The sequence below is a fragment of the Oryzomicrobium sp. genome, from assembly GCF_036820405.1.
Lineage (GTDB): Bacteria > Pseudomonadota > Gammaproteobacteria > Burkholderiales > Rhodocyclaceae > Oryzomicrobium.
The window spans coordinates 1-22,484 of the sequence record NZ_DAISLS010000013.1 but is presented as its reverse complement, the minus strand read 5'-3'; the positions used below and the strand labels follow the sequence as shown (position 1 = coordinate 22,484).

Below are 22,484 nucleotides of genomic sequence, written 5' to 3'. Positions count from 1 at the left end.
GAGGGGTCACTCCGTGCCCGGCTGGGCGGTGGCGGCGCCGGCGTCGGCCGGTTGCAGCCGGTCGCGGCGGGCCAGGTGCAGGGTCAGGGCGATCAGGGCGTAAAGGAAGAGGGGCACATCCAGCAGGTAGTCCCACAGGTTGTCGGAATCGGCCAGGCGCAGGGCGTAGGCGGCCATGTCCACCGCCAGCAGCGCGGCCAGCAGCGGCGCCCGGCGGTAGGCCGCCAGCCCGGCCGCGGCCAGGGCGGCGAGCAGCCACCAGGGCTGGTAGCCGAAGCGGTACAGATCCAGGGAGCCGGCGCCCAGGGCGGTGGGGTAGAGGGCGGCGCCGGCCAGGGCAACGGCGCCGAGCAGGCCCAGGCGCGCCCCCGGGGCCAGGCGCAGCGCCGGGCTGCCCCACCAGGCCAGCAGGCACAGTTGCAGGGTGGTGAACGACAGGTCGCTCCACAGCCCGCGCAGGGCGGCCGCCAGGGAGGTGCCGGCGAAGGGCACCAGGCTGAGCAGGCCCAGGACCAGGGGCAGGGCCGTCATCAGGCGGCGGCGCGGGGTGAGGGGCGGGGCGGTGGTGGGCGCCGCTCCGCCGGCCGCCGGGGCGTCGGGCTGGTCGACGCGGACGGATGCGGGCGCTGCGGCTGCGCCATCCGGGGTAGCCGGAACGTCCGGCCCGGGGCGCGCAGTGAGGCGGCGCACCAGGGCGGCGCTGACGGCGGCGACGGCCACGGCCTGGCTCGCCAGGCCCACGGCAACGGTCAGGGTGCTCATCGACGCACCTCCTGGAGGGTGTCGGGGGTCAGGACGCGGTGGCGGATCGTCTCCCGCTTCCAGGTATAAGCCACGTGCACCCGGCCGGCCCGGTCCTGGGCCAGGGCGGGGTAGGAGAATTCGTCCTCGCCGTCGTTGCTCTCTTCCAGCACCCGGGCTTCGTACCAGTTGTCGCCCTGGTCCTCCGAGAGCCACAGGGCCAGGCGGTTGCGTCCGCCGGCGATGGGGTTGCAGGCCAGCAGCAGGCGGCCGTCGGCCAGGCGCAGCAGGGCCACGGCGGCGTTGGGGTTGGCCACCGGCAGCGGTTCGGCGGGGCGCCAGCTGGCGCCGCCGTCGGCCGAGGTGGCGGCGAGCACCCGGCCCGGGCCGGGGCCGGCGTCGCGCAGCAGGGCGAGCAGGTCGCCGTCGTCCAGGGCCGCCACGGCGGGTTGCAGGGCGCGGCGCGGCTGGGGCAGGCGCGCCTTGTCGAGCACGCGGCCGTCGTCGTCGAGGCGCAGCCATTCGCCGTGCTTGGCGATGAACTCGTGGTACACCGGCAGCCCGGCGCCACCACCCAGCTCGGGCCACAGCGGCGGGGTGCGCACCAGGGTGCTGATGTTGAGGAAGGGCGAGGTCACCAGGCGTTGCGCCGGGGTCCAGGTGCGGCCGTCGTCGTCGGACACCTGCTGGTTGATCGACGAGCCGGCCCAGCCGCCGAAGGCGACGCTGACGAACCACAGGTGGAGGCGGCCTTCCGGGTCCTGACCGAGGACCGCGTTGCCGAGCTTGCGCACGTAGCGGCCGGTGGCGGCCTGGGTGGCGGCGCGGGTGGCTACGGCCCGGGGCTCGGACCACAGGCCGCCGTGGTGGCCGGTGCCGGCGGCGTGCCAGCGGGCCAGGTAGATGGCCACGTCCGGCGCCCCTTCCTTGCTGCCGGCGAACCAACTGGCGAGCACGTCACCGTTGGCCAGGGCGAGCAGGTTGACCGCGTGGGCACTGGGGGCGACCCGGGGCAGGAAACCGTCGGTGGCCGCCAGGGCCGGCTTGCCGCGCAGCTGTGGCGCCACCGATACCGGGGCGGAGCGCACCGGCGGTTCGAAGCGGGCCGGACCCGGGCGCGGTACGGTCAGGGCGGCGCCGGCGGCGGCCAGGGCCACGGCCAGGCCGGCGGCCACGGGGCGGATATAGGGGTGGGTATGGGACGGCAAGGCGGTCGGGAGTCTCATCGGGCGGCCTCCGTCTTGGCGTCGGTGTTGGCACCGGCGGTGGCACCGGCGGTGGCCGGGGCGGCCACTTCCAGGTAACGGATGGTCGATTCCAGCGGTTGCAGGGAGCGGCTGCGCAGGGCCTCGCGCCATTCCGCCTTGCCGGCGCCGTCCCGGGTGAAGCGCACGCCGGAGCCCCGGGAGGCCAGGGCCTGGTAGCCGCCCAGGGGGCGCAGGGTGGCGCCCAGGGTCCGGGCCTGTTCCTGGAGGCGCGCTTCATCCTCGGCGCGGACGAAGACGAGCAGGCGCGGCGGCGCCAGATGGCGCGGCTGGAGGGTGTCGGTATGGCTCAGGGCCCGGCCGAGCAGGATCGGCAGCATGGCCGGCTGGGGGCCGTCGAACATCAGCACCGGCCGGTCGGCGGCCAGGGCGCGCACCGGCTCCGGCACGGCGTTGATCTGCAAGTGGGGGAAGAACAGGCCGAAGAAGGTCATCCACAGCAGGGCCATGGCGCCGGCCAGCCAGCGCGGCTCGGCCCGGGCGGCGGCCCACAGCACCAGGGCCAGGGGCGGCAGCAGCCAGCCCCAGCCGCCCAGGTGGAACCAGAAGGCGAAGGCGGCGAACACGCCGGCCACCAGCAGCACCAGGGCCGCCCCCAGGCGCAGCGCCCAGGCCGGGAAGCGCTCGCCCCGGTCGAGGGCGAAGCCCAGGATCAGGGCAAAGGGCACCAGGGAGCCGACCAGGTAGCGGTCGAAGGTGTGGATGAAGCAGAACGGCAGCACGGTGAGGCCGGCCCACAGCAGCAGGGTGCGGGCCGGGCCGGCCTCGCGGCGCAGGCGCCAGGCCAGGGCCAGCAGGACGAAGCTCCAGGGCATGACGATCTGCAACGCGGCGAGCAGGGTCTGGGGCGAGGGGGTGAACAGCTGGCGGGCTTCCAGCTCTTCCTGCAACTCGGCGGCGGCGGCTTCCGGGTAGCGCAGCCGCACGTAGATGAACCAGGGCAGGGCTAGGGCCAGGAACAGGCCGAGGGCGCCGGCGATGGAGAACTTGCGCCGCCACAGGTCGGCCAGGGGCCACTGGCCGGAGAGCAGCAGGCCGAGCACCCCGGCGCCGCACACCACGGCGACGATCGGCCCCTTGAGCAGGAAGCCGGCGGCGAGCAGCACCGCGGCCAGGGTCAGATCCCGGGCGCGGCGGTCGTCCTTCCAGCGCACCAGGAAGAGGAAGGACAGGGTGGACAGGGACGCGGTGGGCACGTCGAGCATGAAGCGGCGCGATTCGCTGGCCAGCCCCAGCACGGTGAACAGCAGCAGGGCGGCCCACAGGCCGGCTCCGGCGGAGCCGGCGAGGCGGCGCCCCAGGGCGGCGGTGGCGGCCACCAGCAGGGCGGCGAACAGCACGGTGATGCCCCGGGCGGCGGGCAGGGACGGACCGAAGGTCTCGAAGCTGGCGCGGCCCAGCCAGTAGAGCATGGGCGGCTTTTTCAGGCGCGGCTGGTCGTTGAGCACCGGCACCAGCCAGGCGTCCTTTTCCATCATCTCCATGGGGGTGCGCAGCCCCAGGAAATATTCGTCCTTGCCGGTCAGGCCGGTGGGCTCCTGAATGCCCAGGCCGAACACCACCAGGGCGGCGAGGAACAGGCCGACCAGGGTCAGGGGCCAGCGCCGGGGGGCGGAACGGGAAAAGGGCATGGGCGGGTCGGGTCCGGTGCTGCGCCAGGGCAGGGCGGCATGTGGCAGGTGGCGGGCGGCACCGCGCACGGGCGCGGGGCAATGGCGCGGATTATAGCAAGGGGGCGCCCCCCGGCCTTGCCGGTCGGGTATCGGGCAGGGAGGGCCGGCGCAGCGGGGGCGGCGAGTGGTGTGTGTTCTTACGCCGGCCTTGCCCGGCGGTGTTGGTTCTGGTGGCGGCCGGCCCTAGCCGCCGTAGGCGGCCAGTCCGGGCAGGGCGGCCCGGGCGTTGGCGCCGGTCAGGGCGGCGGCCTCGTCCGGAGAGATGCCGCGCAACTCGGCCAGCACGGCGGCGAAGGCCGCCAGGTGGGCCGGTTCGTTGCGCTGGCGCGGGGCGAAGGCGGGGGGGATGTCCGGGGCGTCGGTTTCCAGCACCAGGGCGTCGCCGGGCAGGGTGGCGGCGAGGCGGCGGATGCGCTGGGAGCCCTCGTAGGTGAGGGTGCCGCCGAAGCCCAGGCGCAGCCCCAGGTCGAGAAAGGCGCCGGCCTGCTGGGCGCTGCCGTTGAAGGCGTGGGCGATGCCGCCGGGGCCGCCGCCCTTGCCGAACACCTGGCGCAGGTACTTGAGCACCGTGTCCTGGGCGCGCCGGATGTGCAGGATCACCGGCAGGCCGAAGTCCCGGGCCAGCTTGAGTTGGGCGAGAAAGAGGGCTTCCTGGCGGGCGCGCAGTGGCGGGGTTTGCAGCGCCGGGACGAAGCCGTCCAGGCCGATCTCGCCCACCGCCACCGGCGGCTGGGGGCCGGCCAGGGCGGTTTCCAGGGTGGCGGCCAGCTGGGCCAGGTCGTCTTCCTGCGCTCGGGGCACGTAGAGGGGATGGATGCCGTAGGCCGGGGCCACCGTCAGGCCGGGCGGGGCGGCGGTGCCGGCGACAGCCGATTTTGGGTGGGCGGCGGCGAGCGCGGCCACGGCGGCGAAGTTGGCGACCTCCACGGCCGGCACCACCGCCAGCCGCACCCCGGCCGCCGCCGCCCGGGCGATCACGGCGTCCCGGTCCAGGTCGAACTCGGCGGCGTCCAGGTGGCAGTGGGTGTCGATGAGCATGGCGAAGGTCCGCGCCCCTATTGGGTTTCCGAAGGGTGGCCTTGGAGAGTCGCGTGGTTGCTGGCGCTGCGGGCGGGGCGTCTGGAGAAGCGCGCCCCGCCTAGAGGTTAGCGGCTGCCGAAGCGGGCCGGGCGCTTTTCCAGGAAGGCGGCCAGGCCCTCGGCGAAGTCCGGGGTGGCGGCGCAACTGGCGAAGCTGGCCTGCTCCCGGGCGAGCTGTTCGGGCAGGCTGGCGGTGAGGGACTGGTGCAGCAGGGCCCGGGTATTGGCCAGGGCCTGGCGCGGGCCGTCGGCCAGGCGCTTGGCCAGGGCCAGGGCCTCGTCCTGCACCGCGTCCTTGGCCACCACCCGGTTCACCAGACCCCAGTCCAGGGCCTGGGCGGCGCCGAAGCGGTCGCCCAGCAGGGCGATCTCGGCGGCGCGCTTGGCGCCGACGATGCGCGGCAGGGACCAGGTGGCGCCGCCGTCCGGGGAGGTGCCGATGTGCCGGTAGGCCAGGGTGAAGTAGGCGTCCTCGGCGGCCACCGCCAGGTCGCAGGCCATCATCAGCGACAGGCCGAAGCCGGCAGCGGCACCGCGCACCGCGGCTACCACGGGCTTGCCGCCTTCCTTGAGCAGCAGGGTGGTGGCGTGCACCCGGGCGATCAGGTCTTCGAACAGGATGTGCAGGTCGGCCTGGTCCAGGTGCAGCTGCTGGTGGAACCACTTCAGGTCGCCGCCGGCCATGAAGTGGTCGCCGGCGCCGGCGATCACCAGGGCGCCCACCTGCGGATCGTCCAGGGCCGCCAGGACGGCCCGACGCAGGTCGTCGATCATGGCTACGTCGAGGGCGTTCAGCGCCGCCGGGCGGTTGAGGGTGAGAACGGCCACGCCGTCGGCGTGGCATGAGAGGACCGTGGGTTCGGGGGCGTTGCTCATGGTGGGGCTGTCTCCGTCGTTGGAATTATGGGTGTTGCGCTGGGGATGGGATGGCGCTTGCCGTGCCGCCATCCCGGGCAGGCGTTGGAGGCTAGGGGCGCGGCCGGCCGAGGAAGGGGAAGACCGGCGTCGGCGCCTTGCCCGACACCAGGTCGGCCAGGGCGGCGGCGGAGCCGCAGGACAGGGTCCAGCCCAGGGTGCCGTGGCCGGTGTTGAGCCATAGGTTGGGCAGGCTGCTGCGTCCGATGATCGGCACGTTGGATGGGGTGGCCGGGCGCAGGCCGGTCCAGTACTGAGGCGGGCCGTCCAGTTCAAGGTGGGGGAAGAATTCCAGGGTGCGGGTGAGCAGGGCCTCGCAGCGCACCCGGTTGAGTTCCAGGCCGTAGCCGCCGAATTCGGCGGTGCCGGCTACCCGCAGGCGGTTGCCGAGGCGGGAGAAGACCAGCTTGCGCTCGTCGTCGGTGAGGCTGACGGTGGGGGCGCGGGATTCGCTGCCGGGCTTGAGCGGCAGGGTGGCGGAGTAGCCCTTGGCCGGGTAGATCGGCAGGTGCAGGCCCAGGGTGCGGGCCATCAGGGGGCTGTAGCTGCCCAGGCAGAGCACGTAGGCGTCGGCGGTGAGCAGTTCTTCCGCCCCGTCCGGGTCGCGCACCACCACGCCGGCCACCTGGCCGCCGGCGCTGGGGATTTGCTCTATGGTGGTGCCGTAGCGGAACTGCACGCCCCGGGCGGCGGCCCGGGCGGCCAGGGCCTGGGTGAACTTGTGGGCGTCGCCGGATTCGTCGGAGGGGGTCCAGTCGCCGCCCACCAGGCGGTGGCGGAAATCGGCCAGGGCCGGTTCGATGGCCACGCACTCGTCGGGGCCGACCGGCCGACGGTCCAGGCCCAGGTCGCGCATCGCCGCGGATGCCTTGACTGCGCCGTCGAATTCCTTGGGATCGGTGAAGATGTGCAGGATGCCCCGTTCCAGGTGGTCGTACTGGAAGTCCGGGCCCAGCTCGGCGCGCAGGGCCTGGAGGGTCTGCCGGCTGTACAGGGCGAGGCGGACGATGTCCGTCATGTTGCGCCGGGTGCGTCCCGGGGTGCATTCACGCAGGAAGCGCAGGCTCCAGTCGAGCAGCTGCCGGTCGGCGCGCAGGTGGAAGAGCAGGGGGGAGTCCTCGCGCCCCATCCAGGCCAGGGCCTTGAACGGCGTGTGGGGATTGGCCCAGGGTTCGGCGTGGCAGACCGAGATCTGGCCGCCGTTGGCGAACGACGTTTCCAGCCCGGCGCCGGGCTGGCGGTCGATGACGGTGACCTGGTGGCCGGCGGCGGCGAGAAACCAGGCGCTGGTGGTGCCCACCACGCCGGCACCGAGGACGAGGACCTGCATGGAAACCTCCTGACGTGCAACGCGCATCGCGCAAGAGGGAATCTTAACGGGAAGTGGCCCGGCCGGGGCGGCCGGCATGCCGGCGGGAAGGCGGGGACTGGGTGGAGCGCCGCACCGGACGGCGCGGTTGCCGCCGGCGGGCGGGGGCGGGGCGGTCGGCCTGCCCGTTCGCCTCAGTGCTTGGCGTAGGGCGAGAAGGGCGCGCTGGTGTGGGGGTCGTCCCCCTCGTGCTCCCGGTTGATGCGGATCACTTCGGGGATATGGCGCAGACCGCGCATCACCGCCGCCAGGTGCACCCGGTGGGCGACCTGGATGGTGAACTGGATCGAGGTGTACAGCCCGCCGCTGCCCTCTTCCATGCTCACGTTCTCGATGTTGGAACCGGCCTCGGCGATCTCGGTGGCGATCTTGGCCAGCACGCCGCGCTGGTGCTGGGCCTCGACCCGGATGCGCACGTCGAACAGCTTGCCCGGCTGGGCGGCCCATTCCACGTCGATCCACTTCTGCGGTTCGAGGCGGCGCGACTTGCGGATCATCGGGCAGTCGTGGGTGTGGATTTCCAGCCCCTGGCCCTTGCGGATCGAGCCGACGATGGGGTCGCCGGGGATGGGGCGGCAACAGGTGGCGAAGGTGACCGCCATGCCCTCGGTGCCGTGGATGACGATCGGCCCGGGGCGGATGTCGTCGTCGCCGACGTCCTCCCGGGACATCAGGCGGCGCGCCACCACCGAGGCCAGGCGCTTGCCCAGGCCGATGTCGGCGTAGATTTCCTGGATCGGCTTGTTGCCCGATTCGCGCATCAGCTCGTCCCAGGCGGCGGCGGGCACGTCGGAGGGCTCCACGCCCAGGGACTTGAGCTCCTGGTTGAGCAGGCGCTCGCCTAGAGCTGCGGATTCCTCGTTCTGCTGGGTCTTGAGGAAGTGGCGGATCTTGCTGCGCGCCCGGCCGGTCTTGACGTAGGACAGCCAGGACGGGTTGGGGTTGGCGTGGGCGGCGGTGACGATTTCCACCTGGTCGCCGTTCTGCAACTCGGTGCGCAGCGGCGCCAGCTCGTAGTTGATCTTGGCGGCGACGCAGCGGTTGCCGATGTCGGTGTGCACCGCGTAGGCAAAGTCCACCGCCGTGGCACCCTTGGGCAGGGTGAGAATCTTGCCCTTGGGGGTGAACACGTACACCTCGTCCGGGAACAGGTCGATCTTGACGTGCTCGTAGAACTCGGCCGAATCGCCGGCGGTGTTCTGCAATTCCAGCAGGGACTGCAGCCACTTGTGGGTCTGGTTCTGCAACTCGGCGCTGCTGCCGTCGGCCTCTTCCTTGTACAGCCAGTGGGAGGCCACGCCTTCCTGGGCCAGGTGGTGCATTTCCTCGGTGCGGATCTGCACCTCGATGGGGGTGCCGTAGGGGCCGATCAGGGTGGTGTGCAGGGACTGGTAGCCGTTGGCCTTGGGGATGGCGATGTAGTCCTTGAACTTGCCCGGCAGGGGCTTGTACAGGCTGTGCAGGGCGCCCAGGGCCAGGTAGCAGGTGGGCACGTCGGACACCACCACGCGAAAGCCGTAGATATCGAGCACCTGGGAGAAGGTCAGGCGCTTTTCGACCATCTTCTTGTAGATCGAGTACAGGCTCTTTTCCCGGCCGAACACCTGGGCGTCGATGCGGTGGTCCTTCATCTTGCCCTGGATGCCGTCGAGGATGCGGGTGAGCAACTCGCGCCGGTTGCCCCGGGCCGCCTTGACCGCCTTCTTGAGCACGCCGAAACGCATCGGGTGCAGGTTCATGAAGGACAGGTCCTGCAACTCCCGATAGACCTTGTTCAGCCCCAGCCGGTTGGCGATCGGGGCGTAGATTTCCAGGGTCTCGTTGGCGATGCGGCGGCGCTTGTCGGGCCGCATGCTGCCCAGGGTCTGCATGTTGTGCAGACGGTCGGTGAGCTTGATCAGGATGACCCGGATGTCCCGGGCCATGGCCAGGAGCATCTTGCGGAAGTTTTCCGCCTGGGCTTCCTGGTAGGAGGAGAACTCGATCTTGTCGAGCTTGGAGAGGCCATCCACCAGGTCCGCCACCGGCTTGCCGAAGCGCTCGGTCAGCTCGGCCTTGGAGGCGCCGGTGTCCTCCAGCACGTCGTGGAGCAGGGCGGCCATGATGGCGGTGGCGTCGAGCCGCCACTCGGCCACGGCCCCGGCCACGGCCAGGGGGTGGGTGATGTAGGACTCGCCGGATACCCGCCGCTGGCTGCGGTGGGCCACCTCGGCGTAGGCGAAGGCCTCCTTGACCTTGGCCACGTCCTCCGGCTTGAGGTAATCCAGGCTGTCGATGAAGACCAGGTAGGCCGGATCGTCCAGGGGGAAGGGCGGGTAGGTCTTTTCCGCCGGCGGGGTGCTGACCGGCGCGCCCAGGGGGCGGCTGGCGGCCCCCGGGATGTCCGCCGCCGCCGCGGGAGGTGTAGCAGGCGCGGCGGGGGCGGGTGCGGAGGGGCGAGGAGGGGCGGTGGGTGTTTCCATTGATCCGCTCTCGCCCGATGCGTCAGGACGTGCGCTTAGGCCTGGCCGCGGTTGAGGACTTCGGCGCCGACCTTGCCTTCGGCGATTTCACGCAGGGCGATGACCGTGGGTTTGTCCTTGTCTTCCTCGACCATGGGGGTGGCGCCGTTGGCGATCTGGCGGGCGCGGTAGGTGGCGGCCAGGGTCATCTGGAAGCGGTTGGGGATGCGGTCAAGGCAATCGTCGACGGTGATGCGGGCCATGGAGGTTCCTGTGATCGGGTGGGAAAAAGCAACGAAAAGCGGCGAATTGCAGGAAAAATCCGGTTTTCTCAGCTTTCCAGCAGGTTGGTGAAGAGGGCGCCGTGGCGGGCGCGCTGCCGTTCGAGGCTCAGCCGCGCAGCGCGGACCACGGCTTGCAGGTCGGCAAAAGCCGATTGCAACTCATTGTTAATAATAACATAGTCGAACTCGCCCACATGGCGCATCTCGTCCCGGGCGGCGGCCAGGCGGCGGGCGATCACTTCCTCGGAATCGGTGCCCCGGCCGGCCAGCCGCCGCGCCAGTTCGGCGGTGGACGGCGGCAGGATGAAGATGCCGACGCAGGCCGGGAAGAAGCGCCGCACCTGCTGGGCGCCCTGCCAGTCGATTTCCAGCAGCACGTCGCGGCCGGCGGCGATCTCCTGTTCGATCCACACCCGGGAGGTGCCGTAGTAGTTGCCGTGCACCTCGGCCCATTCGAGGAATTCCTTGCGCTCGACCATGGCCAGGAAGGTCGGCACGTCCACGAAGTGGTAGGCCGTGCCGTTCTCCTCGCCGGGGCGCGGCGCCCGGGTGGTGTAGGAGATCGACAGGCGGATGCCCGGATCGTTCTGCAACAGCATGCGGGTGAGGGTGGTCTTGCCCGCCCCGGAGGGGGCGGCGACGACGAACAGGGTGCCGGGGGGCTGGGTACCGGTCATGGCGGGATGGGCTCCGGGGAGAAAGGGCGTCGCGAAGGTCAGTCGATGACTTCCGGATGCTTGGCGAGGAAATCCTGGCGGGTGGTGCGGCGGATCGCGTCGCCGGAAATGTAGGCGTAGCCGGCGGCCTGCCACTTGGCCAGGTCGGTCATGGCGGCGGGCACCACGGTGGCCAGGTCGTAGAAGTCGCCCGGCTTGTAGCCCCGGGCGGCGGCCGCGTTGCGGCAGATGCGAATGGTCACGCCCTGGTCGGTGAGTTCCTTGAGCTTGTCGTAGATGTCCGGGTAGGCCCCCCGGTTGAGGCGCGACAGCATGTGCAGTTCGTTGCCGTGGGCGACGATGACCAGGTGGGAATGCTTGAGGTCACCGAATTCCTTCAGCCCACGCAGGTGATTCTGCAGGTAGCCCAGGCCTTGCAGCAGGTCTTCCGGCTTCTCGTAGTTGAAGTGGTACACCGCCTTCTGGGCCCCCAGGGGGCTGCCGTCGAAGCGCGAGGGATCGTCCGGCCCCGCCTGGGCGGCGGGGGCGGCCAGGGCCAGGACGGCCGCGAAGGCGAGCAGCACAAACTGCGCGGCGCGGCGGATGGAAACGGCGCGGGCCAGGACGGCGGTCAACGGCTGGGGCATGGCAAGACTCCTCCGGGGTTGGGGTGGGGCCGGTCGCTGCCGGCTCACTCCAGATTCTGCACCTGTTCCCGGATCTGCTCGATGAGCAGTTTCAGTTCCATGCTGGTGGAGGTGACCACCGGGGTGGCGGCCTTGGAACCCAGGGTGTTGGCTTCCCGGTTGAGTTCCTGCATCAGAAAGTCGAGACGCTTGCCGCTGGCGCCGCCGGCCTTGAGGATACGGTCCACCTCGTCGGCGTGGGTGCGCAGGCGCGACAGTTCCTCGGCCACGTCCACCTTGGTGGCGTAGAGGACGATCTCCTGGCGGATGCGGTCGTCGTCCACCCGGGAGGCGTCGCCCAGGGCGTCGAGCAGGCGCTGGCGCAGCTTCTCTTCCAGGGCGGCCTGGGCGGCGGGCATTTCCGGTTCCACCAGGGCGACGATCTCGCGGATGCGGGCGGTGCGCTCGCGGATCATAGCGGCCAGCTTGTCGCCCTCGCGGCGGCGACTGGCGGTGAAATCCACCAGGGCCTCGTCGATCAGGGTGCCGACGGCGGCGGCCAGGGCCTCGCCGTCCAGGCTCTCTTCGGCGAACACCCCGGGCCAGCGCAGGATTTCGCCGGTGGACAGGGGCGGCGCATCAGGGGAGTGGGACTGGACCAGGCTCTGCCAGCGCACCAGGCGGGCGATGGCCTCGCCGTTGGGTTCCTGGGCCGACACCGTGGCGGCGGGGACGAAGTACAGCCGGCATTCGAGCTTGCCGCGGCTGACCTTGGCGGCGATGCGCTCGCGCAGCAGGGGCTCGAAGCCGCGCACCTCGTCGCCGAGGCGGAAGAACAGGTCGAGGAAGCGGCTGTTGACGCTCTTCAGTTCCAGGTGCAGGGCGCCCCGGCCGATGTCACGGACCCGGGCGCTGTAGCCCGTCATGCTGGCGATCATGGGATTAACTCGAAAAAGGTGGGAAGACAGGGGAAGGATAGGGGATCGGGGCCCGCGTCGGGTGAACGGGCGATGACGGTGCCGCTGATGGTCCCGTGGACCGCCCGTCGCCTCGCGCCTTTACAGGGAAGGGTCGGGCCCGGACAATGGCCGGCATCAGGGGATTCGCTGCCGTTCCGCCGCCGATCGCCGCCAGTTGGCCGAGGTTCGCCGGTGGAAAGCGCTGGAAAAGCGCCGGATTATCGATCGCCGGGCCGCGCCGTCCGTGGGTCGGCGGGCGAAACCCTGTGCTTATACGAAAAAAACCGAATTAGACGCCGAAGTCCCCGATTTTTCCTACTTTTTCCATCATAGCCCCTTCCTGAATGGCCCAACAAGCCAACGTCGCCCTCGTTCCCGGCTTTTCCTTCGAAGGCTACCGCATCGAGCGGCAGCTGTCGGTGGGCGGCTTTTCCATCGTCTACCTGGCGACGGACGGGGAAGGGCGCCAGGTGGCGGTCAAGGAATACCTGCCTGCCAGCCTGGCCCTGCGCGGCGAGGGCGAAACCCGGCCGAGCGTGTCGTCCGAGCACCTGCCGGCCTTCCGCTACGGCATGAAGTGCTTCTTCGAGGAAGGCCGCGCCCTGGCCCGGCTGTCCCACCCCAATGTGGTGCGGGTGCTCAACTTCTTCCGCGCCAACGACACGGTCTACATGGTCATGGCCTACGAGGAGGGGCGCACCCTCCAGGACGTGATCCACAAGCACCGGGGCAAGCTCACCGAGAAATTCATCCGCGGCGTGTTCGTGCGCCTGCTCAACGGCCTGCGCGAGGTGCACAGCCACAAGCTGCTGCACCTGGACCTGAAGCCCTCCAACGTTTACCTGCGCACCGACAACACCCCGGTGCTGATCGACTTCGGCGCGGCGCGCCAGACCCTGGCCAGCGACTCGCCCATGCTCAAGCCCATGTACACCCCGGGCTTCGCCTCCCCCGAGCACTACCAGAACCGGGAGCTGCTCGGCCCCTGGAGCGACATCTACTCGGTGGGGGCCTCGATGTACGCCTGCCTGGCCGGCAACGCCCCCCAGGCGGCGGACGAGCGGATGCGCAAGGACCACCTGGTGCCGGCCATGGCCCGCTTCGAGGGCCAGTTTTCCGACCAGTTGCTGGAAACCATCGACTGGTGCCTGTGCCTCAACCATCTCTACCGGCCGCAAAGCTGCTTCGCCCTGCAAAAGGCCCTGACCGAAACCCCCGACCCGGCCCAGCTCGCCACCAAGCGAGCCTCCTGGCTCTCCCAGCTGGTGGACCGCTTCCGCAAGAACAGCACGCGATGAAATTCACCATCTACCAGGAAAGCCGCGTCGGACAGCGGCGCAACAACGAAGACCGGATCGCCTACAGCTATTCCCGGGACGCCCTGCTGACGGTGGTGGCCGACGGCATGGGCGGCCACCACCACGGCGAGGTCGCCGCCCAACTGGCCGTCCAGTACCTGATGGACGTGTTCCAGCGCGAGGCCAAGCCCTCCATCGACGATCCCTTCCTGTTCCTGCAACGCGGCTTCAACAACGCCCACGAGGCGATCATCGACTACTCGGTGGCCCACGGCCTGTCGGATTCGCCGCGCACCACCTGCGTCGCCTGCATCGTCCAGGACAACGTGGCCTACTGGGCCCACGCCGGCGACTCGCGCCTCTACCACCTGCGCCGGGGCCGGGTGGCGTCGGTGACCAAGGACCATTCCCGGGTCCAGTTGATGCTCGACGACGGCCTGATCAACGAGGCCCAGGCCGCCATCCACCCGGACCGCAACAAGATCTACACCTGCCTGGGGGGCTTCGACGCCCCGGAAATCACCTTCTCGCGCAAGACCCCCATGGAGGCAGGCGATCTGCTGGTGCTGTGCACCGACGGCCTGTGGAGCAGCGTTTCCGGCGACACCATGAACACCGTGCTCGGCGACGCCAACCTGATGCAGGCCGTGCCGGTGCTGATGAACATGGCCGAGCAGCGTGGCGGCCCCCACGGCGACAACCTGTCGATGATCGCCGTGCGCTGGGAGGACAGCTACTCCGACGATCCGTCCAGCTCCATCCAGACCCAGGCCATGGCCCAGGGCGAGGTGCACACCCAGATGGGCCAGCTTGGCCCCCTGGGGCGGCGCCAGGACGATGGCCGGCCCGACCTGTCCGACGACGAGATCGAGCGCGCCATCGCCGAAATCCGCTCCGCCATCGACAAGTACGCCAAGCCGTAGAATCAACCCATTTGCGGCGCGCCCGGCATCCGGCCCGGCGCGCCTGCCCCGTTTCGCGAAAGGAATCCCATGCGTCCCAGCCAGCGCCAGCCCGACCAGCTCCGTCCCGTGCGCCTCACCCGCGCCTTCACCCGCCACGCCGAAGGCTCGGTGCTGATCGAGATGGGCGACACCCGGGTGCTGTGCACCGCCAGCGTCGAAGAGAACGTGCCGCCCTTCCTGCGCGGCAAGGGCCAGGGCTGGGTCACCGCCGAATACGGCATGCTGCCCCGCTCCACCCACACCCGCACCGCCCGGGAAGCGGCCAAGGGCAAGCAGACCGGGCGCACCCAGGAAATCCAGCGCCTGATCGGCCGCTCCCTGCGCGCCGTCACCGACCTGGCTGCCCTGGGCGAGCGCCAGATCACCCTGGACTGCGACGTGCTGCAAGCCGACGGCGGCACCCGCTGCGCCGCCATCACCGGCGCCTGGGTGGCCCTCTGGGAAGCCTGCGAGAAATTGAAGCAGGCCGGCAAGATCGCCGCCAACCCGGTCAAGGACCACGTCGCCGCCGTGTCCGTGGGCATCGTCGGCGGCGCGCCGGTGCTCGATCTGGACTACCCGGAAGATTCGGCCTGCGACACCGACATGAACGTGATCATGACCGGCGGCAAGGGCTTGGTCGAAGTCCAGGGCACCGCCGAGGGCGAGCCCTTCACCCGGGCCCAGATGACCACCCTGCTCGACCTGGCCGAGGCCGGCATCGCCACCCTGGTGGCGGTGCAGCAGGAAGCCATCGCCGCCGCCGGCGCGGACAAGTAAGGGGACCGCCATGCGCCTGGTGCTCGCCTCCAACAACGCCAAGAAGATGAAGGAAATGTCGGCCCTGCTGACGCCCCTGGGCATCGAACTGGTGCCCCAAGGCGCCCTGGGAGTGCCCGAGGCCGAGGAGCCCTTCGACACCTTCGTCGAGAACGCCCTGGCCAAGGCCCGCCACGCCGCCCGGCTGACCGGCCTGCCGGCCATCGCCGACGATTCCGGCCTGTGTGTTGCCGCCCTGGGCGGCGCCCCCGGCGTCCAGTCGGCCCGCTACGCCCAGCTGCGCGCCGGCGGCGAGAAGTCGGATGCGCGCAACAACGCCCAGCTGCTCGCCGATCTGCAAGGCCAGGCCGACCGGCGCGGCCACTACGTCAGCGTGCTGGTGCTGGTGCGCCACGCCGCCGACCCCCAGCCGATCATCGCCGAGGGCGAGTGGCACGGCGAACTGCTCGACGCCCCCCGGGGCGAAGAAGGCTTCGGCTACGATCCCTACTTCTTCATCCCCGAACTGGGCCAGAGCGTCGCCGAACTGGACGCCGCGACCAAGAACCGCCTGTCCCACCGGGGCCAGGCCATGGCGCTGCTGCTGGACAAGCTGAAGCGCCATCCGCTGTAAGTCCGCAATGCAACACCGGGCCATGCCTCGGAGAGCCGCGCCAATAGGCACTCTCCAGGCAGCCCCTCTGTAGATCGAGTAGTCATGCCGCTTCCCAAGGTCATTCCCCTGAGCGCCAGCAATGGCGCGGCTTCCCGGGGAGGTGCTACTTCCGCGTCCGGCCCCGCTGCCTCCGGTCTGGTCGCTCCGCCGCCCCTGTCGCTGTACATCCACGTGCCCTGGTGCGTGCGCAAGTGTCCCTACTGCGACTTCAACTCCCACGAGCCCCGGGGCGGCGTCGGCGAGATTCCCGAGGACGCCTATGTCGATGCCCTGATCGCCGACCTGGAAGCGGCCCTGCCCCTGGTGTGGGGGCGGCCGGTGGGCACCATCTTCATCGGCGGCGGCACCCCCAGCCTGCTTTCCGGCGCCGCCCTGGAGCGGCTGCTCGGCGCGGTGCGGGCGCGACTGCCCCTGACTCCGGGGGCCGAGATCACCCTGGAGGCCAATCCGGGCACCGCCGAGGCCGGCAAGTTCGCCGCCTTCGCCGCCGCCGGGGTGACGCGACTGTCCCTGGGCATCCAGAGCTTCAACCCGCGCCACCTCAAGGCGTTGGGGCGCATCCACGACGACAACGAGGCCCGGGCCGCCATCGAGCTGGCCGCCCGCCACTTCGACCGCTTCAACCTGGACCTGATGTACGGCCTGCCCGGTCAAACCCTGGACGAGGCCCGAACCGACCTGGACACGGCCCTGTCCTTCGCCCCGCCCCACCTGTCGGCCTACCACCTGACCCTGGAGCCGAACACCGCCTTCGGCCATACCCCGCCGCCGGACCTGCCCGACGACGAGGTGGCGGCCGACATGCAGGAGGCCGTGGAGGCACGCCTGGCCGCCGCCGGCTATGAGCATTACGAGACTTCGGCCTTCGCCAAAGCCGGCTACCGCTGCCAGCACAACCTCAACTACTGGACCTTCGGCGACTACCTGGGTATCGGCGCCGGCGCCCACGGCAAGCTCTCCAGCCACGAGGGCATCCGCCGCCAGATGCGCTGGAAGAGCCCCCGGGATTACCTGGCCAAGGCGCCGCTCGGCGAGGCGGTGCAGAGCGACGAGTGGGTGGCGGCGGAAGAGCTGCCCTTCGAGTTCCTGATGAACGCCCTGCGCCTCAACGACGGCTTCGACGCCCGCCTGTTCCAGGAACGCACCGGCCTGCCCCTGCTGACCATCGCCCGGCAGCTGGAGGCGGCCCAGGCCGACGGCCTGCTGGTGCGCGATTTCCGCCCGGCCGGCGAGAGCCAACTGGAATGGATCGCCCCGACCCCTCGGGGCCGGCGCTTCCTCAACACCCTGCTGCAACGCTTTCTGCCCTAGCCTCAGGGCGACGGGCCGGAGCCACGGGCGGGGTGACGCTCCCGGCGGCGGGTGGTAGGGTGCGGGCATTCCACAAGCATCGAGCCCGGGCCATGACCTTCCCCGATTCCTCCCCAGAGTTCACGCATCATCCCGCATCCGTTGTCGCCGGCCAGTCCGCTAATCCTCCGGTGGGCGGTACGGCGGGGAATGGAAGGGAAAATGGGGCTGGCAGTGCGCTAGGGGGCTCCACCGACATCGCTTCCCTGCTCGACGAGGCCGTTGCCGCCGGGCTGCTCGCCCGCCAGCAGGCGGCGCCCCTGGCCGAATTCCTCGCCGCACGGTTGCGGCAGCCGGCCGGCGCCGCCGCGCCGATGCTGGGGGAGTCCGGCGGCGCACGCTTCAAGGCCGCCCACATCCTCTACTACCTGGGGGGCATGCTCGCCATCGGCGCCGCCAGCCTGTTCCTCACCGTCGGCTTCGCCCAGCTGGGCGGGGCGGGCATGGCCCTGATCGCGGCCCTCTACGCCGGGGCCGCCTACAAGGTGGCGACCCACTTCCTCGGCCGGGGGCTGCGCGTGCCGGCGGGCATCCTGGCCACCCTGGTGGTGGTGCTGGTGCCCCTGGCCGCCTACGGACTGCTGCTCGCCCTGGGCGTCGATTTCCTCGGCCACGACTATTCCCAGTACCACTCGCGCATCGACCCGGTATGGCTGACCCTGGAGGTGGTCACCCTGGCCGTCGGCGCCGGCCTGCTGCAACGGCTGCGCCTGCCCTTCATGGTGATGCCGGTGGCGGTGACCCTCTGGTACATGAGCATGGACCTGGCCGCCCTGCTGCTCGCCAGCCCGGAGCTGGACGGCCTCGGCTGGACCGACGGCTGGCGCTTCCGCGAGCAGTTCTCGCTGGTTTTCGGCCTACTCACCCTGGGCCTGGCCTTGTGGGTGGACCTGCGCAGCCGCTTCGCCCGGCCCGGCGAGGACTTTGCCTTCTGGCTGCACCTGGCCGGGCTGCTGGCCTTCTGGGGCGGTCTGTCCAGCCTGGATAGCGGCAGCGAGTGGGGGCGCTTCGCCTACGCCATGATCAACCTGGGCCTGATTGCCGTAGGCACGGTGCTGGTGCGCCGCGCCTACGTCGTGTTCGGCGGCCTGGGCCTGGCTTTCTACCTGGGCTACCTGGCCCACCGGGTATTCCGCGACAGCCTGCTCTTCCCCTTCGCCCTGACCCTGCTCGGCCTGGGCATCATCGCCCTGGGCCTGGTCTGGCAACGCCACCAGGATGGCTGGCGCGGCCGGCTGCTGGCGGCCTTGCCCGGGCCCCTGGCCGAACTGCTGCGCCGCCGCCAGGCCGAGGGGTAAGCGCAACGGGGCCGGAGCGGCCTTGGCCTCGGCCACAGCCCGTTACAGCGGGGCAGCGGGAATAGGGGCATAGTTGCAGGCTATTCCTTACGCGGCAGCCGTTGCTGGAGCCTCCATGTCCGGATCCCCCACCACCCTGCAGATCATCGCCACGGCCCTGTTCGTCCTGGCCCTGGTGCACACTTTTTCCACCGGCTACTTCGAGCAGCTCGCCCACCGCCACCCACGCCACGCCGGTCTGTGGCACCTGCTCGGCGAGGTGGAGATCGTCTTCGGCCTGTGGGCTCTGGTCCTGGCCGTGGCCCTGTTCGCCCTCCAGGGCACGGCGGCGATGACCGACTACCTGGATTCGCGCAACTACACCGAGCCCCTGTTCGTCTTCGCCATCATGGTGGTGGCCGGCAGCCGGCCCATCCTGGTCGCGGCCCGGGGCCTGTCCCTGGCCCTCGCCCGGTTGCTGCCCCTGCCACCGGCGGCGGCCCTGTACTTCACCGCCCTGTTCCTGATCCCCCTGCTCGGTTCCCTCATCACCGAGCCGGCGGCCATGACTCTGGCTGCCCTTTTACTGCGCGACCGCTTCTTCCGTCCCGGCGTCTCCACCCGCTTCCTCTACGCCACCGTCGGCGTCCTGTTCGTCAACGTCTCCATCGGCGGCACCCTGACCCCCTACGCGGCGCCGCCGGTGCTGATGGTGGCCGGGGCCTGGGGTTGGGACCTGGCCTACATGCTGAAGGAATTCGGCCTGCGCGCCGGCCTGGCGGTGGCGGTCAATGCCCTGGTCCTGACCCTGCTCTTCCGCGCCGAACTGGCCCGGCTGACGCCGGACGCCAAGGATGGCACGGACGGCGGCGGCAGCGACGCGGTACCCTGGCCGGTGATCCTGCTGCACCTGCTGCTGCTCGCCGGGGTGGTGGTGTTCGCTCACCATCCGCCGGTGTTCCTGGGCCTGCTGCTGCTCTTCTTCGGCGTGGTGTCCGCCTATCCGGCCTACCAGGACCGGTTGATGCTCAAGGAGGCCCTGCTGGTGGCCTGCTTCCTGGCCGGCCTGGTGATCCTCGGCGGCCTGCAGCAGTGGTGGCTGCAGCCGTTGCTGCTGCGCATGGACGCCACCTCGGTGTATTTCGGCGCCACGGCCCTCACCGCCGTCACCGACAACGCCGCGCTCACCTATCTGGCCTCCCTGGTGGACGGCCTGTCGCCGGAATTCAAGTATGCCGTGGTGGCCGGCGCGGTCAGCGGCGGCGGCCTGACGGTGATCGCCAACGCCCCCAACCCGGCGGGCCTGTCGATCCTCAAGGGCAGCTTCCCGGAAAGCGCGGTCCATCCCCTGGGCCTGTTCCTTGCCGCCCTGCCGCCGACCCTGGTGGCCATGGCGGCGTTCCTGCTGGTCTAAACAATCCCCTGGCCCGGGTGGGTGGCACCGGGTAGGATGTCGAAGTTCCATGCTTTTGGCATTGGCATGCCGCCGTGCCGATGTGGGGCCTTATCCATTCAATCAACAAAAAAAGGGGAAAGTTGTGTATCTATCTCGTCTGCTGTTGTCCATGGCAATGATCGCCACCGTCGCTCTGACGGGCTGCGCCACCTCGCGCAGTGTGGTCGATCCGAGTATTGCCGCCAGCGCCAACCCGGCGCAGGGGAAGGCCGTGCGTATCGAAAAAGTGGTTGATGCCCGGGTCTTCGAGAAGGCGCCGAGCGAACCCTCCACTCCGTCCCTGGATCCGAGCGAGCCGACGGACGACAAGATCAAGGCCCGGGCCATCGCCCGCAAGCGCAATGGCTACGGCAAAGCGTTGGGTGACGTTCTGCTGCCCGAGAACAAGACGGCGGCCAACCTTGTCAGCGATGCCGTGGCCGAGGGCTTCCGCGCTTCCGGCTATCGCGTGCTGGTGCCCGGTGACGCCGGGTTCGAGCAGGCTATCCCGGTCACGGCGGATGCCCGGCAGTTCTGGGCCTGGTTTACCCCGGGCTTCTGGTCGATCACCATGAGCCATCGTTCCGAGGTCAAGCTGGATGCGCCCCTGCCCGTCCTGCAAAGTGGCAAGGTGGTGACGGCGGAAGCCGAGGATTCGCGCCAGGCGGCTACCGAGAGTGCCTGGCAGGAGATCGTCAGCAAGGGTATGACCGAGCTGGCCAAGAGCGTGCGTGCTGCGTTGCAGCCGGCACAGTAAGCGGTCTCCGGACCCAAAAAAAGACCCCGCTGCGGCGGGGTCTTTTTTTGGGTGAAGCGCTGGTGCGCGATGCTGTTGTTCACCCCTTGCGGAACACCAGGTCCCACACCCCGTGGCCGAGCTTCAGGCCCCGGTTTTCGAACTTGGTCAGGGGCCGGTACTCGGGGCGCGGGGCGTAGCCGTCGCCACCGGCCGGGGCGGTGTTGGCCAGGGTCGGTTCGGCGGACAGCACCTCCAGCATCTGCCGGGCGTATTCCTCCCAGTCGGTGGCGCAGTGCAGGTAGCCGCCGGGGGCAAGGCGGCTGGCGATCAGGGCCACCAGCGGGCCCTGGATCAGGCGGCGCTTGTGGTGGCGCTTCTTGTGCCAGGGGTCGGGGAAGAACACGTGAACGCCGGCTAGGGCGCCCTCGGGAATCATGTTCTGCAACACCTCCACGGCGTCGTGCTGGCAGATGCGCACGTTACTCAGCTGGCGGTCGGCGACGTGCTTGAGCAGGCTGCCGACGCCGGGCTGGTGCACTTCCACCCCCAGGTAGTCGATTTCCGGGTGGGCGGCGGCGATGGCGGCGGTGGAATCGCCCATGCCGAAGCCGATTTCCAGCACCACTGGGGCGCGGCGGCCGTACAGGGCGGCCAGGTCGAGGGGGGCGGCGGCGTAGGGCACGCCCAGGCGCGGCATGTCCTGCTCGTAATGGCGTTCCTGGGCCTTGGACATGCGGCCCTGGCGCAGCACGAAGCTGCGGATCGAGCGGCGTTTGGGGAAATCGTCGTCCCGGTCGGCGGAGTCCGGGGATTGGCTGGGCAGGGCGTCGTCGTGGGCAGTGGTCATGGGCGATCGGGAAGAATCAGAGGGGCCGGTCGGCAAACAGTTGGGTCAGGTCGAAGCGGGGGCCGTCCACCTGGTCGGCCAGGCCGTCGCAGAAGGCCGGCTGGCGGGCGAAGTCCCGGGCGCGGCGGCGGATTTCGTTGTGCCAGGGCACCAGCGGGTCGCCCTCGGCACCGTCCGCCAGCTCCCCGCCCCGGGCCTTGTCGTCCGCCAGTTCGGCGGCAAGACCGGCACGGGCGTCGTCGGCGGTCTCGCCGTTGCGTTCCTGCCAGCGGGCGTAGCGTTCGTCCAGGGCGTCCCGGGCCGGGTCGGGGAGCTGGGGGCGGCAGGTGTCCACCACGGCGGCCAGGGTTTCGGCGGCCTCGCTCAGGGTGAAGTTGCGGGCCCGTTCCAGGTTGGCCACCAGGTCGTAGCGGGGGCCTTCCAGGGCCTGGGGCAGGGTGGCGCAGGCCGCGCCCAGTTCCGCGTCGTCCAGCTTGAGCGCGGCGGGCAGGCGCAGGGCGGCGGCGATGTCGTCGCCGCCGGCCAGGTGGGCGTTGGGGCCGAAGTAATACCGGGCCAGGGCCGCCTCGGCTTCGTGGACCGGCGCGGCGTTGCGCTCGTTCCAGGCGGCGTAGGCATCCCGGGCCGCTTCCCGGGCATCGTCGTTCTCGACTTCCACCTCGCACAGGCTCGCCAGTTGGGCGGTAGCCCGGGCGATGCCGAAGATGCGCTGCTGGGCCAGCACCCGGGGGCGGTCGAAGGCGTAGCCGAGGCGGGCCGGGTCCACCACCTTCAGGTGGGGTTCGGCGGCCGCGGCGGGGAGTTCTTCACTTGCCCCACCCTCGCCGCTTCCTTCATGGCCGGCCTGGGGCGCCGCTTCGGCGGTAGGCGCGGGGGCGGTGGCAGGCGAGGACGGGGGCGTCGCGGGCGTTGGGCCTTCCTCGGCGCGGGTCGGGGCGGACAGGGTCAGGACGGCAAACCCTGCCAGGGCGAGCAGTACGGGGTGCAGGCGCATGGCGGGACGGGCGGAGATGAGGTGAGGGGCCTGGGCCGGGAGTAAGGCGGTAGGGCTCAGGAGCGGGAGCCGATCATTCCCTCGGTGGGGGAACTGGGATCAGCGCTGTAGAACTTGCGCGGCATGCGGCCGGCGCGGAAGGCCTCGCGGCCGGCCT

Annotated in this window: 21 protein-coding genes and 1 pseudogene; 8 read left to right on the top strand and 14 right to left on the bottom strand. The window is 70.6% G+C overall.

Annotation, left to right across the window (positions count from 1 at the left end):
* Positions 1-6 precede the first annotated feature (6 nt).
* The 11 genes from V7Z98_RS13545 to V7Z98_RS13495 form a co-directional block, all read right to left on the bottom strand.
* A complete protein-coding gene (locus V7Z98_RS13545) occupies positions 7-762 on the bottom strand; it encodes a hypothetical protein (RefSeq protein ID WP_334158579.1) in 756 nt (251 codons plus the stop codon).
* Positions 759-1,967 carry a sialidase family protein gene (locus V7Z98_RS13540; RefSeq protein ID WP_334158578.1) on the bottom strand — a complete coding sequence of 403 codons (1,209 nt, stop codon included), beginning with the start codon at positions 1,965-1,967 and terminating at the stop codon, positions 759-761. The genes V7Z98_RS13545 and V7Z98_RS13540 overlap by 4 nt, the downstream gene beginning before the upstream one ends.
* A complete protein-coding gene (locus V7Z98_RS13535) occupies positions 1,964-3,637 on the bottom strand; it encodes a glycosyltransferase family 39 protein (RefSeq protein WP_334158576.1) in 1,674 nt (557 codons plus the stop codon). The genes V7Z98_RS13540 and V7Z98_RS13535 overlap by 4 nt, the downstream gene beginning before the upstream one ends.
* A gap of 225 nt (positions 3,638-3,862) precedes the next feature.
* On the bottom strand, positions 3,863-4,717 hold the full coding sequence (locus V7Z98_RS13530; RefSeq protein ID WP_334158575.1) for a TatD family hydrolase: 855 nt from the start codon (positions 4,715-4,717) through the stop codon (positions 3,863-3,865).
* A 107-nt stretch (positions 4,718-4,824) separates the two neighbouring features.
* Complete coding sequence (locus V7Z98_RS13525; RefSeq protein WP_334158574.1) at positions 4,825-5,634, bottom strand: enoyl-CoA hydratase/isomerase family protein; 810 nt, start codon at positions 5,632-5,634, stop codon at positions 4,825-4,827.
* A gap of 91 nt (positions 5,635-5,725) precedes the next feature.
* The gene (locus tag V7Z98_RS13520; protein ID WP_293260380.1) at positions 5,726-7,003 is read right to left on the bottom strand and encodes a D-amino acid dehydrogenase; all 1,278 of its coding nucleotides are present in this window, start codon (positions 7,001-7,003) and stop codon (positions 5,726-5,728) included.
* A gap of 173 nt (positions 7,004-7,176) precedes the next feature.
* Positions 7,177-9,504 (bottom strand): RelA/SpoT family protein, encoded by a 2,328-nt coding sequence (locus V7Z98_RS13515; RefSeq protein ID WP_334158572.1) that lies wholly within the window; start codon positions 9,502-9,504, stop codon positions 7,177-7,179.
* Between the two features lie 35 nt (positions 9,505-9,539).
* Positions 9,540-9,746, bottom strand: a complete 207-nt coding sequence (gene rpoZ, locus V7Z98_RS13510; RefSeq protein ID WP_293260374.1) for a DNA-directed RNA polymerase subunit omega — start codon at positions 9,744-9,746, stop codon at positions 9,540-9,542.
* A gap of 68 nt (positions 9,747-9,814) precedes the next feature.
* Positions 9,815-10,444 carry a guanylate kinase gene (gmk, locus tag V7Z98_RS13505; RefSeq protein ID WP_334158571.1) on the bottom strand — a complete coding sequence of 210 codons (630 nt, stop codon included), beginning with the start codon at positions 10,442-10,444 and terminating at the stop codon, positions 9,815-9,817.
* 38 nt (positions 10,445-10,482) lie between these two features.
* A complete protein-coding gene (locus V7Z98_RS13500) occupies positions 10,483-11,070 on the bottom strand; it encodes a DsrE family protein (protein ID WP_334158569.1) in 588 nt (195 codons plus the stop codon).
* A gap of 44 nt (positions 11,071-11,114) precedes the next feature.
* Positions 11,115-11,987 (bottom strand): YicC/YloC family endoribonuclease, encoded by an 873-nt coding sequence (locus V7Z98_RS13495; protein WP_334158567.1) that lies wholly within the window; start codon positions 11,985-11,987, stop codon positions 11,115-11,117.
* A 365-nt stretch (positions 11,988-12,352) separates the two neighbouring features.
* Between V7Z98_RS13495 and V7Z98_RS13490 the strand changes: the two genes are divergently transcribed.
* The 8 genes from V7Z98_RS13490 (at position 12,353) to V7Z98_RS13455 (ending at position 20,504) form a co-directional block, all read left to right on the top strand.
* Positions 12,353-13,306 carry a serine/threonine protein kinase gene (locus tag V7Z98_RS13490; protein ID WP_293260362.1) on the top strand — a complete coding sequence of 318 codons (954 nt, stop codon included), beginning with the start codon at positions 12,353-12,355 and terminating at the stop codon, positions 13,304-13,306.
* A complete protein-coding gene (locus V7Z98_RS13485) occupies positions 13,303-14,229 on the top strand; it encodes a PP2C family protein-serine/threonine phosphatase (RefSeq protein WP_334158565.1) in 927 nt (308 codons plus the stop codon). The genes V7Z98_RS13490 and V7Z98_RS13485 overlap by 4 nt, the downstream gene beginning before the upstream one ends.
* Positions 14,230-14,298: 69 nt before the next feature.
* Entirely contained in the window at positions 14,299-15,030 is a 732-nt protein-coding gene (rph, locus tag V7Z98_RS13480; protein ID WP_334158562.1) for a ribonuclease PH, read from the top strand.
* A 10-nt stretch (positions 15,031-15,040) separates the two neighbouring features.
* Entirely contained in the window at positions 15,041-15,643 is a 603-nt protein-coding gene (gene rdgB, locus V7Z98_RS13475; protein ID WP_293260353.1) for an RdgB/HAM1 family non-canonical purine NTP pyrophosphatase, read from the top strand.
* A gap of 84 nt (positions 15,644-15,727) precedes the next feature.
* Positions 15,728-16,996 (top strand): radical SAM family heme chaperone HemW, encoded by a 1,269-nt coding sequence (hemW, locus tag V7Z98_RS13470; protein WP_334158560.1) that lies wholly within the window; start codon positions 15,728-15,730, stop codon positions 16,994-16,996.
* A 92-nt stretch (positions 16,997-17,088) separates the two neighbouring features.
* Entirely contained in the window at positions 17,089-18,333 is a 1,245-nt protein-coding gene (locus V7Z98_RS13465; RefSeq protein WP_334158557.1) for a hypothetical protein, read from the top strand.
* A 115-nt stretch (positions 18,334-18,448) separates the two neighbouring features.
* On the top strand, positions 18,449-19,726 hold the full coding sequence (locus V7Z98_RS13460; RefSeq protein WP_334158555.1) for a putative Na+/H+ antiporter: 1,278 nt from the start codon (positions 18,449-18,451) through the stop codon (positions 19,724-19,726).
* A gap of 151 nt (positions 19,727-19,877) precedes the next feature.
* Entirely contained in the window at positions 19,878-20,504 is a 627-nt protein-coding gene (locus V7Z98_RS13455; protein WP_334158553.1) for a hypothetical protein, read from the top strand.
* Positions 20,505-20,583: 79 nt separating this feature from the next.
* Here V7Z98_RS13455 and trmB read toward each other — a convergent pair whose 3' ends face one another.
* From trmB to V7Z98_RS13440, 3 genes and pseudogenes are all read right to left on the bottom strand, one after another.
* The gene (gene trmB, locus V7Z98_RS13450; protein WP_334158551.1) at positions 20,584-21,333 is read right to left on the bottom strand and encodes a tRNA (guanosine(46)-N7)-methyltransferase TrmB; all 750 of its coding nucleotides are present in this window, start codon (positions 21,331-21,333) and stop codon (positions 20,584-20,586) included.
* 16 nt (positions 21,334-21,349) lie between these two features.
* Positions 21,350-22,327: a hypothetical protein gene (locus tag V7Z98_RS13445; RefSeq protein ID WP_334158549.1), complete on the bottom strand. Its 978-nt coding sequence runs from the start codon at positions 22,325-22,327 to the stop codon at positions 21,350-21,352.
* Between the two features lie 56 nt (positions 22,328-22,383).
* Positions 22,384-22,484 (bottom strand): annotated as a pseudogene (locus V7Z98_RS13440) (thiazole synthase); the annotation flags it as partial.

Coding starts and splice junctions, on each gene's coding strand:
- V7Z98_RS13535 (WP_334158576.1), bottom strand. CDS start 3,637: ATGCCCTTTTCCCGTTCCGCCCCCCGGCGCTGGCCCCTGACCCTGGTC.
- V7Z98_RS13545 (WP_334158579.1), bottom strand. CDS start 762: ATGAGCACCCTGACCGTTGCCGTGGGCCTGGCGAGCCAGGCCGTGGCC.
- V7Z98_RS13460 (WP_334158555.1), top strand. CDS start 18,449: ATGTCCGGATCCCCCACCACCCTGCAGATCATCGCCACGGCCCTGTTC.
- V7Z98_RS13490 (WP_293260362.1), top strand. CDS start 12,353: ATGGCCCAACAAGCCAACGTCGCCCTCGTTCCCGGCTTTTCCTTCGAA.
- V7Z98_RS13485 (WP_334158565.1), top strand. CDS start 13,303: ATGAAATTCACCATCTACCAGGAAAGCCGCGTCGGACAGCGGCGCAAC.
- rpoZ (WP_293260374.1), bottom strand. CDS start 9,746: ATGGCCCGCATCACCGTCGACGATTGCCTTGACCGCATCCCCAACCGC.
- V7Z98_RS13530 (WP_334158575.1), bottom strand. CDS start 4,717: ATGCTCATCGACACCCACTGCCACCTGGACGCCGCCGAGTTCGACCTG.
- hemW (WP_334158560.1), top strand. CDS start 15,728: ATGCCGCTTCCCAAGGTCATTCCCCTGAGCGCCAGCAATGGCGCGGCT.
- V7Z98_RS13515 (WP_334158572.1), bottom strand. CDS start 9,504: ATGGAAACACCCACCGCCCCTCCTCGCCCCTCCGCACCCGCCCCCGCC.
- rdgB (WP_293260353.1), top strand. CDS start 15,041: ATGCGCCTGGTGCTCGCCTCCAACAACGCCAAGAAGATGAAGGAAATG.
- V7Z98_RS13540 (WP_334158578.1), bottom strand. CDS start 1,967: ATGAGACTCCCGACCGCCTTGCCGTCCCATACCCACCCCTATATCCGC.
- trmB (WP_334158551.1), bottom strand. CDS start 21,333: ATGACCACTGCCCACGACGACGCCCTGCCCAGCCAATCCCCGGACTCC.
- gmk (WP_334158571.1), bottom strand. CDS start 10,444: ATGACCGGTACCCAGCCCCCCGGCACCCTGTTCGTCGTCGCCGCCCCC.
- V7Z98_RS13500 (WP_334158569.1), bottom strand. CDS start 11,070: ATGCCCCAGCCGTTGACCGCCGTCCTGGCCCGCGCCGTTTCCATCCGC.
- V7Z98_RS13465 (WP_334158557.1), top strand. CDS start 17,089: ATGACCTTCCCCGATTCCTCCCCAGAGTTCACGCATCATCCCGCATCC.
- V7Z98_RS13455 (WP_334158553.1), top strand. CDS start 19,878: ATGGCAATGATCGCCACCGTCGCTCTGACGGGCTGCGCCACCTCGCGC.
- V7Z98_RS13525 (WP_334158574.1), bottom strand. CDS start 5,634: ATGAGCAACGCCCCCGAACCCACGGTCCTCTCATGCCACGCCGACGGC.
- V7Z98_RS13445 (WP_334158549.1), bottom strand. CDS start 22,327: ATGCGCCTGCACCCCGTACTGCTCGCCCTGGCAGGGTTTGCCGTCCTG.
- V7Z98_RS13520 (WP_293260380.1), bottom strand. CDS start 7,003: ATGCAGGTCCTCGTCCTCGGTGCCGGCGTGGTGGGCACCACCAGCGCC.
- V7Z98_RS13495 (WP_334158567.1), bottom strand. CDS start 11,987: ATGATCGCCAGCATGACGGGCTACAGCGCCCGGGTCCGTGACATCGGC.
- rph (WP_334158562.1), top strand. CDS start 14,299: ATGCGTCCCAGCCAGCGCCAGCCCGACCAGCTCCGTCCCGTGCGCCTC.